This is a genomic window from Paenibacillus sp. 4624, assembly GCF_050435065.1.
Lineage (GTDB): Bacteria > Bacillota > Bacilli > Paenibacillales > Paenibacillaceae > Paenibacillus > Paenibacillus amylolyticus_D.
The window spans coordinates 271,300-281,428 of sequence record NZ_JBNDJR010000011.1; the positions used below are offsets into that span (position 1 = coordinate 271,300).

Sequence of the window (10,129 nt, forward strand, 5' to 3'; positions counted from 1 at the left end):
TTTACTTTTCTCCCTTCTCGTAACGAGATAATTTTTGGCGAAGCTCTTCAACTTCTTTTTTCAGTGCCTTCTTCTCAATATCTTTCATCATGGAATCCAGTTCACTTTCGTGCTGGCTTCCTGTTCCATACGTGTTGTTGTCATAGGAACGCGGGCCGGACTGCGGTCTGCTGTTGTATCCTGGACCAGGGCCAAAGCCGGGACCCGGTTGATTAGGGTTGCTGTTAAAAGGATCTCTTGGGGGCTGATGGTCGTAACCACCATACCCTCTGCCAGCACCCGGGCCGTATCCATATGGATCATATGGCGGGAAAGGCTCTTTTGGTACGACGAGAGCGGCGATGAAGTAGATTAACAACGTCGTGCCCCCGGTTGCAAAGATACTGATGACGAAGATGATCCGTAGCAGCGTAGAATCCATTCCAATTGCTTCGGATATGCCGCCGATTAGACCGGTCATCATTCGGTCACGCGTTGAGCGGTATAGTTTGCTCATGTGCTTGCTCCTTTCGTTTACTTGTAACCTCTACTGTGATCGGGACCGTATACGTACGGATCTGCGTAGTTAGGTTCCTTAGGTACAACTAACGCTGCGATGAAGTAGATGAATAGAGATGTACCACCCGTTGCGAAGATACTGATGAAGAAAATGATCCGTAGCAGCGTGGTACTAAATCCTAGATTTTCAGATATGCCGCCGATCAAACCTGTCAGCATACGGTTACGCGTTGAGCGGTATAATTTATTCATTTGACTACTCCTTTTTATCGTTATTGAGCTTTTGCTTCAAGCGTTCCAGCTCTTTGTCCAGTGCAGAGGATGACATGTTACCGGATAAGCCGGAACCATCCTGACCCATTCGCCGGATTTCCCGAAGACTCTGCGCCTCATATTCGAGATCGGAGACTTGGTCATCAAGCTTGTTAAACATGCCGGGTACGTTTTGACCACTGTAGTTTCCGCGTTGATTCATTCGTTGTTGCAACTGAATCGTTTGCATTCGAGCATAGTAATATTGGCGTTTGCTATACACATTCTGATACTCTGCCTTCAACTGATTGATCTGTTCATCGAGTTCCTGCAGTGCAGCAGCGCTTTGTGTGTACAATTCGGTGTATTGATCCATTTTTTCCTCGTGGAGAATTTTCTCCTGCAGAGCCAGCTTGGCGAGATGTTCCTCTCCGGCTTTCAAAGCCATAGATGCCTGTTCCTCTCGTTTGTTAACCATAGCGGCGGCTTGATCTGCCTGCTGTTTCATTTGTCTTGTATGACTTGCATACTGGTGTCGAAGCTTCTCGGCTTCTCCAATGTCTTGGCGGGTCGAGACCAGGAACTGATCAATCAGTTTAACCGGGTCCTGACTTTGCTCCAGATGTTCGTTCAGACTAGCTACGGTGATATCCCGCATTCGACGAAATACACTCATTATGTTCTGTCCCTCCTTTTACTTGATCGTGAACCTACTTAATAACGGCGACGTGAATTGCGATTGTTGCTCAGCATCGAGATACCGAAGATAATCAATCCGATTGCGATAATCGGCCCGATCATCCAAGCAAGTTTGCCCATCAGAGATACGATACCGATGATAAGCACGATCCATCCAAGCGTTACATTTCCTCTTTTAATTCCGTAATACCCCAGTGCAACCATCAGGACCGGAATCAGATAACCCATCAGATGTCCAAGCAATGGTGTTAACTTTCCGAAGAGCATCAATGCACCAAGTACAATCAACACAATCGCCCAGCCATTTCCCTTGTTCATTCTCATAATTGTTGTTCACCGCCCTTCCCGACTTACTTTTTTGTTTTGAACTTCAACTTAATCGCTGTTAGCCTAATCCCTGCATTTGTTCAATGAATCGTTTAATTCGTTTGTTGAAAACTTGCTTGTTTTTGTTTCCGTGTTTCTTGTTTAACCTTATGTCCTTATTCTAGGGGATTCAGCAACTTTTCAAAACAGACTGCGGACGGTTTTTGATCCTAGACTCAGGTCGGGGGTCTGCTTGGACCTTGGACTGTCCGCGGCCAGGACTTAGGGCATTCTCACCAAAACACCGCAATTCGGATACCTGTTATTACCCTTATAACGGAAACATCTCACGGAAGCCCCACCGTCTAATAGGAAAAAGCCGTTATCTCTATAGTACGTAAATTACATGCTTTCGTTTCTATAATTACTTTTTTATCCAAATAAACAAAAATTAGATTGTTCTAATTGAAAGCGTTTACTAAAATAAAGAAGTAATGAAATCTATTTTCCATCAAGGGGTGGACATGTGCGAACACTAAGCTATCTACATAAAATGATCATCTTCGGACTTCTGTTAAGTACAGTGCCAATTCTGCTCACGGGAATTGCTGCTTTTATTTATTCTTCCAACCAGACTGAGCTGCACCGGACACAAGCGAATCAACAGCTTCTCGAACAAATCCAGTCCAATGTAGAGCACAAACTCGCTACGGTCAGTTACATGCTGGATCAAGCGGTGCGCTCTCCGATTACACTTCGTTCTCTTACGGACTCTAATTCACTTCAACGAGTCAGCAAGTTACAAGCGGGCGACCTGCAGACAGAGTTCCAGCATATGAAGTCATGGGAACCTCTGCTCGATATTATTTTGGTGGACCAATCCAAGGATTGGCTTATTAATCATGCCGGCTTTTATACCAACACTCGCTTCCCGTTATCACTGCCCATGAAAGATCTAATTGCGGATACACTAACCTCGGGATGGCAACTCGCACCCTCAACCATATTTAGTAACGAAGATGAAGACAAGCAAAGCATCTCAAGCGAGCGTCTTTCAGATAAAGGCTGCATTTATCATATTACGCTCGCAAGAACGATTCCCGATGCAAGTGCATCGTCCAATGCAGCACTGATCGCTGGAATTCCGGCATGTTATATGCAAAATCCGCTGGCGCAATCCCCGACAACTGAAGCCTCAGCCTCAGGTCTGATCATTATAAATCGGGAACAACGGATCATTGCCCACCCGAATGCATCCTTTATTGGACAACCTTTGTCTGCGATAGGCCTGCGTGATCGGAAAAACGGAGAACACATTCAGGCGTTACCACCTGTAATGTACTCAGACGCTTATGCTGAGCGTGAAGTGCAACTTGCCAATGCAGATTATTCGTTAACTTATAGTCCTTCTACATTAAAAGGATGGACATATATTCTCATTTCTCCGGAGAATACATTGACTCAAGACTATATTAAAATCGGATTCCATACGCTATATATCAGTATGGCCATACTCTTGCTTTCGCTGCTGCTCGCGTGGCTGGGCTCCCAACGAATGCTCGCCCCTATCAGACGGATTCTTACTCAATTAGGCGATCATATCATCCACAAAGGCTATTCCGTGGTACCAAAACAGTCTATGATTATGCCTGATGAACTGGAGCAGATTCGAATGGGTGTTTCTCAGTTATCCGATGCACATTCTCAACTGGAATCCACTTTAAATCAGCATCAGAACCAGATACGTACCTACGCTATGATGCAGTTGCTTCAAGGCAAAACCAGCTTTAAAACATTACACAGCACATTAAGAGAACAGGGCTACGTCACACACGCTTCTACGTGGCAACTAATTGCCGTCATTGCGCTACAGCCTGAACTAATAAACCACTCTAAATATAAAATGGAAGATCGTTCTCTGCTCTTATTTGCCATCCAGAACATGCTTGAAGAAACGCTTCAGCCTGATCAGCAACTACTTCCCATTGTATTGGAACAACATGTTGTAACCGTGATTGGCAGTACGGAAGGAGATCTAATGCTGTTTTCGGAGCACATTTCACGATTAACAGAACGATTACAGCAACAGATCCATGAGGTTTTGGATTTGAAGGTCAGTATCGGTCTAAGTCAGCCACATCCATTCATGAATCATATTCCACAGGCGTACAACGAAGCCATAGATGCGCTTAAACATCGGATGCGGCTTGGGACAGGCATTATCGTACAATACCAGCAACATGATTTGACTTCAGCAGCGTGGGCCATGACCTATCCCGAGGCAATAGAGTACTCTCTGCTTCAATCTATTCAGCAAGCAGACGAGGCTGTTGCTACCCAACAGCTGATCGAACTGCTAGAGACTCTATTTTCACTGGAGTGCACTCCAGAAGAGTATCAGTACGCTCTCATGCGGCTATTAACACAAATCTTGAAGCTCGTACAAGACTCTGGCATTCGACTTGCACAGATCAGTCAGAGCCACCGCTCTCTTTTTCAAGAACTTCATATTTTACAATCCGCTGTTGAGGTGGAGCATTGGTTCAGCCAGCGGGTGATTCTGCCTGTGATTCACATTTTTAAAGAAAGACAGTTGGCACAATCTCAGCATATTTCAGAGAAAGTGATTGCTATTATCCAGCAAGATTACGACAAAGACCTAACGCTTGACGAATGTGCGATGCGGCTTCATTACAATGCTAACTATTTAAGCAGCGTTTTCCGTAAAGAAACTGGCGCTTCATTTAGTGAGTATTTGACAAGGTACCGGCTGAATATCGCCAAAAGATGGCTGGACGAGAGGGATTGGACGGTAAAAGAAATCGCTGAACGGCTTCGTTATACTAATCCGCAAAATTTTATCCGTTCTTTTCGAAAATGGGAGGGTATGACTCCCGGAAGATACCGGGAGCGTAAGAGGCACCACGAGCGGGCTGTTAAAAGATAGGTTTAAGATGCAGATGCACTTTAGGACGTTTTTGTAGGCTGCCAGCTTGCCCACGGTACCTAAAGTGCCTGCCTTGCTATAACTGGGCCTGCCTGTAGCATGATTTATCTAATCTTCGAAGTAACTCTCGTTTAGTTTCCATGTTTACTTTTTGACTGCTGACACGGTTTTCATATGAGCTTGCTCTAGCTGAATCAGCATTTTACCAAATCTTGCTCCGCGAGAAAAGGGAATTACGCCGTTCGTATAGGTGTCACGAATGTACGTTTCAGCTTTACTTAATGCTGCCGCATCGGTAGGCATTTCATAGGTGTGAAGCCACTCAGGGAGCTTTTGAATCAATTCTTCTGTCTCAATCTCAAAATCATTCACTTCTTTTGTAATAATCATTGTATATGAATATCCCTTGAGGTAAAGCAACTGCTGGAGGTATGCCATGTCCCCTGCCTTGTAAGGAGCATCCACGCCAAGCACTGTTCTGAGCTCATCCATCAGTGTATGCTCTTTGGCACCGGCAATCGTACTAACATAAACATACTTTCGGGCACAGTGAATGGCTTGCTCTATCGTTTCCCAATCAGACATCGCCGGGCACATTGAGGCAAATACGATATCATATTGTTTCTCCAAACCTTTATCCAGTATAGAGATTTCTTCAAATCGCTCGGATACAATCGTAATGTTATTCTCCAGTTCAGCAGGAATGGTTTCCTGCATTAACGAGACAAGCAGAGCAGAAGGCTCAACTGCAGTGACCGTGGCTCCCTTTTCTGCAAAAGGGATCGTAAATATACCAGAGGCCGCACCCACGTCCAGCACCGAGGCTCCTTCAAATGTTACACCCTGATTTTCAATCCAGCCCATAATACGTGCCGAGCGGTTCTTGCCTTCCTCCGTAAACGACTGAGCATGATAATTCCGGGCCCAACGTTCGAATGCTTCCTCTGTATCAAAAGGGGCACTTTTTTGCTTATATCTTGAACTTCTCGGGCGGTTTCTCCATGCTTCTTCCCAGACACCCAGGTCAAATAATAATGCTGCGTTCACTGTACTCGGTTGAGTTGTCAGCTTCTTCACGTCCTTTCATATTATAGACTTAATATATCTACAATATATTGAATGTAATCGCACGTCAACCTTTATGTTACTTATGTTCAAACGGAAAAACAACACAGAAGGATGTGAAGCTCTCTTCTGTGTTGTTTTTTTAACAGTCTGGCAACTCAATGAGTACACGAATTTACTACGATCTCTTATCTAACCTCTAGAGGGGCAGTGTCCAGCAATGTATTGCGAAAAGAAAGCTGTATCACGCTGTAATCTGTTAACTTGAACGAAACATCTGTGGACCACGCGGAACAAGTCCCGTTGAATCAGGTTCCAGCGTAATCGCAATGGAATCATAGCTCCATGCCTGGTTGCCCATTGGAATTGCGAGCACAGCAAGCCCCATCTGATTTTCTACTTTCAGCTTGCCTGCGTTATGGTATGCCTGCTCCTTGTTTAACCATACCTGATAAACCTCGTTCTTCTCCGTCTGTGGAGGATTGAACAGGTAGACGACAAACTGCTGATCTTTTCCGGTGCCTACAATACAAGCTACTCCATAACTCGTTCCAGAAGTAAGTGATTTCAACTTCATAACCTTTTGTATCTCAGAAGTTGGCAAATCCATCGAATTCATTAAAGTTACAGGTTGTTCGATGCGTTCTTGAACTAAAACTACATTTCCTATCAAACTGGCCCCAAGAAGGATAAGTAAAGAAGCTACTGCAAGATTCACTTTTGGATTGTTATAACGCTTCGTAAGCCGCTTGAATCTGCTACTTCTTCGATGATGTTCTACAAGATCTGGCGAGGTGCTTTCGTTGCTTTTCCCCCATGCCGCTTCCATCACCTGTTGTTTTAAATCAGATGGCAACTCCACTTGATTCATATGCGTTGGAATCGCCTCCCAACCTAGCCGTAATTGTTCTACTTCAAGCTTACATGATGCACAGTCACTAAGATGCCTTTCGAAAGCTTTGCCTTCTTCTGAGCAAGGATCCGATAGGTATTCCAGCATGTATGAGCAGACGGGTATTGACGACATTACCACTCTTCCCCTCCCGCAAGCAAATGCTTACGCAGTATTTTCAGTGTCTGGTGCAGTCGGCTTTTAACTGTTCCCAAAGGCTCCTGGTAGTGCGCAGCTAACTCACTCAAGCTGTATCCTTGCCAATAAAAATGTTCGAGCAATTGAAGTTGCTGCTGAGACAGGAATTCACGCATTCCTTTAATCTGCTCCTTCAACATTTGTTTTTCAACTTGGCTTTCGACCGATAGTTCAGCAAGCTCTGCAATTCTCTCCAGCTTCTCGGCTGTATAATAAGACACTACCTGGCTCGACAGACTTCGTTGCTTACGTAGCCAATCAATAGCCAAATGACGTGTGATCGTGATGATCCAGTTCCGGCAATGGCCCTTATTGGGATCAAATTCCGCCTCTGTTGTCCATATCCTGACAAAAACGGACTGCACCACTTCCCGAGCACCGTCCTCCTGTTGAAGAGCCTTCCAGGCGAATGAGTATATGAGAGAAGCATACCGATCATATAATTCTGATAATGCTTCTTGCTTTTTTTGTTTAATCAGCAAAATGAGCTGGTAATCGGAATACTCCTGCATTCAAAAGTCTTCCCCTCTCCTGTCAGGTAGAGCAATTTCAATCACAGGACTACTTGGAGAGAACTTTAATTACCCCTTTCATACTTGGATGAGGCCCACAGTGATAATTGATCTCGCCCTCCTTCTTAAACGTAATCACTGACTTCTCTCCCTCGCCCAGTAGTCCTGTATCGAAAGAATCATCTTCTGCAACAACGGAATGCTTAACTTGATCCTTATTTACAAATTCAACACGATCACCAACCTTGATTTTCAGCTCTGCAGTTTGAAATGCAAAATCAGCAATTTCAATTACATAAGTCTTGCTTTTCTCTGCTTGGGTACCCGTAGGTTTTTTAGTATCTTTAGAAGATTTGGATGCATCACTCTTCTTCTTTGTAGACTTTTTCTTATCTGTAGTAGTTGCAGGCGCTGATTTCTTTGGTTTGGTTGGTTGGGTTGGCTTAGTTGGTTTGGTCGTTTTGTTAGCTGTAGAACCCGTTTGCTTGGACGATGGCTTTACGTCCTTTTGCTCTGTTGTTCCTGTCATGTGATGGTGAGCTGATGCTTCTGCACCCGCTAACTGTGGCAATGTTAAACATAGGCCCATTACCAAAAGTAAGGATAAATATTTTGCTGATTTGTTCATTATTGCTTTCCTCCCTAGAATAAAAAATAGTCGCATAAATGTATCCAATCATAAGAAACGAGTTATATCCTTAATCGGTTTGATATCCTTGAATTTTTATTTTAAAGAGTCATCATGCTGATTTTATGGAAAAGTACTTAATACGCAGAATACAAGATACACTTACATATCGAATTGAAGTGGGCGTAAATGAAACCCAGGCCCCTAACTAACCAATCATTTCTTATTTACTTAGGAAGCACTGTTTTAAAATAATTCGTTATCTTTAGAATAAATCTTTAGGCAGTTTTGACGTATTTTCAACTTAAATTACGAGTACAGTATTAAAACTCAAAAAACTTAATACAAAAAAGAGTTCACTAGAGATAAACTCTAATGAACTCTTTAAATAAATACCGGCGAGAGGACTCGAACCTCCACGGTTTCCCACTCGATTTTGAGTCGAGCGCGTCTGCCATTCCGCCACGCCGGCTTATTTGATTATAGCATATAGTAAAAATATGCTGGAGGCGCCACCCAGATTCGAACTGGGGATAAAGCTTTTGCAGAGCTGTGCCTTACCACTTGGCTATGGCGCCTTATTATGGAGCGGACGACGGGAATCGAACCCGCGACCCTCGCCTTGGCAAGGCGATGCTCTACCGCTGAGCCACGTCCGCATAATGGCTGGGGATATAGGATTTGAACCTATGCATGACGGAGTCAAAGTCCGTTGCCTTACCGCTTGGCTAATCCCCATTAGATAACAAAGGGGCGATCGAGGGGAATTGAACCCCCGAATGCCGGATCCACAAACCGGTGCGTTAACCACTTCGCCACGATCGCCATATAAAAACTACTATTAAAATTAATTGGCAGGGGCAGCAGGAATTGAACCCACACCAACGGTTTTGGAGACCGTTGTTCTACCTTTAAACTATGCCCCTAAAAACTGGTGGAGGATGATGGATTCGAACCACCGAACCCGTACGGGAGCAGATTTACAGTCTGATGCGTTTGGCCACTTCGCTAATCCTCCAGGATTACATGGTGCCGGCGAGAGGACTTGAACCCCCAACCTACTGATTACAAGTCAGTTGCTCTACCAGTTGAGCTACACCGGCATATTAAGTTTTTTATCAAGGTGGCTCGGGACGGAATCGAACCGCCGACACGAGGATTTTCAGTCCTCTGCTCTACCGACTGAGCTACCGAGCCATAATAAAGTTTAAGCTTGAGTCGCTACACTTTATCCAGGGCATCAGTGCCATACAGCAGATGTAGTGAACAACTTCCCTCATGTTAAAACTTAAATGGCGGAACCGACGGGATTCGAACCCGCGATCTCCTGCGTGACAGGCAGGCATGTTAGGCCAACTACACCACGGTTCCAGATCACTTTCACTAAAGAAAGCTTTAATTGCGGGGGCAGGATTTGAACCTGCGGCCTTCGGGTTATGAGCCCGACGAGCTACCGGGCTGCTCCACCCCGCGTCATCAAAAATTATATGGTGGAGGCTGAGGGGATCGAACCCCCGACCCTCTGCTTGTAAGGCAGATGCTCTCCCAGCTGAGCTAAGCCTCCGAACAACACATTTATGATCTTACCATATAACCGATGTGAAAATCAACTCTTTTTTGAAGTGATGAGTTTCTCATCTCGGTTTATAGTTTGAAAATAATAATGACCCGTAGGGGATTCGAACCCCTGTTACCTCCGTGAAAGGGAGGTGTCTTAACCCCTTGACCAACGGGCCTTACCTAAAGAAGAATTATGGCGGAGAGAGAGGGATTCGAACCCTCGAGACGCTTGTGACGCCTACACGATTTCCAATCGTGCTCCTTCGGCCAGCTCGGACACCTCTCCATGGCTCCCCGAACAGGACTCGAACCTGTGACAACTCGATTAACAGTCGAGTGCTCTACCAACTGAGCTATCAGGGAATATGTTTCAGAGTGTTGTTCTCTGAAAACTAGATTCGAAACGAAATTCACGCGATCAAAACTTGCTATTGGATAAGCCCTCGACCGATTAGTACTGGTCAGCTCCATGCATTGCTGCACTTCCACCCCCAGCCTATCTACCTCGTCGTCTTCAAGGGGTCTTACATACTGGGAAATCTCATCTTGAGGGGGGCTTCACGCTTAGATGC

General features: G+C 44.9%; 9 protein-coding genes, 15 tRNA genes and 1 rRNA gene. 1 reads left to right on the forward strand and 24 read right to left on the reverse strand.

Going from position 1 to position 10,129, the window contains the following annotated elements; translation table 11 throughout:
* Position 1 precedes the first annotated feature (1 nt).
* From ABIE27_RS23970 to ABIE27_RS23985, 4 genes are read right to left on the reverse strand one after another with little or no spacing between them, the layout of a single operon-like run.
* Positions 2–496: a PspC domain-containing protein gene (locus tag ABIE27_RS23970; protein ID WP_429351683.1), complete on the reverse strand. Its 495-nt coding sequence runs from the start codon at positions 494–496 to the stop codon at positions 2–4.
* A 17-nt stretch (positions 497–513) separates the two neighbouring features.
* The gene (locus ABIE27_RS23975) at positions 514–750 is read right to left on the reverse strand and encodes a PspC domain-containing protein (RefSeq protein ID WP_123064745.1); all 237 of its coding nucleotides are present in this window, start codon (positions 748–750) and stop codon (positions 514–516) included.
* 4 nt (positions 751–754) lie between these two features.
* The gene (locus ABIE27_RS23980) at positions 755–1,426 is read right to left on the reverse strand and encodes a PspA/IM30 family protein (protein WP_123064746.1); all 672 of its coding nucleotides are present in this window, start codon (positions 1,424–1,426) and stop codon (positions 755–757) included.
* 38 nt (positions 1,427–1,464) lie between these two features.
* Complete coding sequence (locus ABIE27_RS23985) at positions 1,465–1,773, reverse strand: LiaF transmembrane domain-containing protein (protein ID WP_123064747.1); 309 nt, start codon at positions 1,771–1,773, stop codon at positions 1,465–1,467.
* A gap of 508 nt (positions 1,774–2,281) precedes the next feature.
* Between ABIE27_RS23985 and ABIE27_RS23990 the strand changes: the two genes are divergently transcribed.
* The gene (locus ABIE27_RS23990) at positions 2,282–4,702 is read left to right on the forward strand and encodes an AraC family transcriptional regulator (protein WP_429351684.1); all 2,421 of its coding nucleotides are present in this window, start codon (positions 2,282–2,284) and stop codon (positions 4,700–4,702) included.
* A 144-nt stretch (positions 4,703–4,846) separates the two neighbouring features.
* Here the strand turns inward: ABIE27_RS23990 and ABIE27_RS23995 are convergent, their stop codons facing one another.
* The 20 genes from ABIE27_RS23995 to ABIE27_RS24090 all read right to left on the reverse strand — a co-directional run.
* Positions 4,847–5,749 (reverse strand): methyltransferase domain-containing protein, encoded by a 903-nt coding sequence (locus tag ABIE27_RS23995; RefSeq protein WP_429351685.1) that lies wholly within the window; start codon positions 5,747–5,749, stop codon positions 4,847–4,849.
* Between the two features lie 277 nt (positions 5,750–6,026).
* The gene (locus ABIE27_RS24000; RefSeq protein WP_161556928.1) at positions 6,027–6,638 is read right to left on the reverse strand and encodes an anti-sigma factor; all 612 of its coding nucleotides are present in this window, start codon (positions 6,636–6,638) and stop codon (positions 6,027–6,029) included.
* Positions 6,639–6,793: 155 nt separating this feature from the next.
* Positions 6,794–7,369, reverse strand: coding sequence for an RNA polymerase sigma factor (locus tag ABIE27_RS24005; RefSeq protein ID WP_123064751.1), 576 nt, complete (start codon positions 7,367–7,369; stop codon positions 6,794–6,796).
* 49 nt (positions 7,370–7,418) lie between these two features.
* Positions 7,419–7,997 (reverse strand): cupredoxin domain-containing protein, encoded by a 579-nt coding sequence (locus ABIE27_RS24010; RefSeq protein WP_429351686.1) that lies wholly within the window; start codon positions 7,995–7,997, stop codon positions 7,419–7,421.
* Between the two features lie 393 nt (positions 7,998–8,390).
* Positions 8,391–8,469: transfer RNA gene (locus ABIE27_RS24015), tRNA-Leu, on the reverse strand.
* Between the two features lie 32 nt (positions 8,470–8,501).
* A tRNA-Cys gene (locus tag ABIE27_RS24020) sits at positions 8,502–8,575 on the reverse strand.
* Positions 8,576–8,581: 6 nt separating this feature from the next.
* Positions 8,582–8,656 (reverse strand) — tRNA-Gly (locus ABIE27_RS24025).
* 4 nt (positions 8,657–8,660) lie between these two features.
* Positions 8,661–8,735 (reverse strand) — tRNA-Gln (locus tag ABIE27_RS24030).
* A gap of 14 nt (positions 8,736–8,749) precedes the next feature.
* Positions 8,750–8,822 (reverse strand) — tRNA-His (locus ABIE27_RS24035).
* 27 nt (positions 8,823–8,849) lie between these two features.
* A tRNA-Trp gene (locus ABIE27_RS24040) sits at positions 8,850–8,923 on the reverse strand.
* A 6-nt stretch (positions 8,924–8,929) separates the two neighbouring features.
* A tRNA-Tyr gene (locus ABIE27_RS24045) sits at positions 8,930–9,015 on the reverse strand.
* Between the two features lie 9 nt (positions 9,016–9,024).
* Positions 9,025–9,100 (reverse strand) — tRNA-Thr (locus ABIE27_RS24050).
* A 21-nt stretch (positions 9,101–9,121) separates the two neighbouring features.
* A tRNA-Phe gene (locus ABIE27_RS24055) sits at positions 9,122–9,194 on the reverse strand.
* Between the two features lie 96 nt (positions 9,195–9,290).
* A tRNA-Asp gene (locus ABIE27_RS24060) sits at positions 9,291–9,368 on the reverse strand.
* A gap of 28 nt (positions 9,369–9,396) precedes the next feature.
* A tRNA-Met gene (locus ABIE27_RS24065) sits at positions 9,397–9,470 on the reverse strand.
* 15 nt (positions 9,471–9,485) lie between these two features.
* Positions 9,486–9,561, reverse strand: a tRNA-Val gene (locus ABIE27_RS24070).
* Between the two features lie 100 nt (positions 9,562–9,661).
* A tRNA-Glu gene (locus ABIE27_RS24075) sits at positions 9,662–9,733 on the reverse strand.
* 18 nt (positions 9,734–9,751) lie between these two features.
* Positions 9,752–9,843, reverse strand: a tRNA-Ser gene (locus ABIE27_RS24080).
* Position 9,844: 1 nt separating this feature from the next.
* Positions 9,845–9,920: transfer RNA gene (locus ABIE27_RS24085), tRNA-Asn, on the reverse strand.
* Between the two features lie 68 nt (positions 9,921–9,988).
* Positions 9,989–10,129 (reverse strand): 23S ribosomal RNA (locus tag ABIE27_RS24090); the annotation flags it as partial.

Coding starts and splice junctions, on each gene's coding strand:
- ABIE27_RS23970 (WP_429351683.1), bottom strand. CDS start 496: ATGAGCAAACTATACCGCTCAACGCGTGACCGAATGATGACCGGTCTA.
- ABIE27_RS23975 (WP_123064745.1), bottom strand. CDS start 750: ATGAATAAATTATACCGCTCAACGCGTAACCGTATGCTGACAGGTTTG.
- ABIE27_RS23980 (WP_123064746.1), bottom strand. CDS start 1,426: ATGAGTGTATTTCGTCGAATGCGGGATATCACCGTAGCTAGTCTGAAC.
- ABIE27_RS23985 (WP_123064747.1), bottom strand. CDS start 1,773: ATGAGAATGAACAAGGGAAATGGCTGGGCGATTGTGTTGATTGTACTT.
- ABIE27_RS24000 (WP_161556928.1), bottom strand. CDS start 6,638: ATGAATCAAGTGGAGTTGCCATCTGATTTAAAACAACAGGTGATGGAA.
- ABIE27_RS24005 (WP_123064751.1), bottom strand. CDS start 7,369: ATGCAGGAGTATTCCGATTACCAGCTCATTTTGCTGATTAAACAAAAA.
- ABIE27_RS24010 (WP_429351686.1), bottom strand. CDS start 7,997: ATGAACAAATCAGCAAAATATTTATCCTTACTTTTGGTAATGGGCCTA.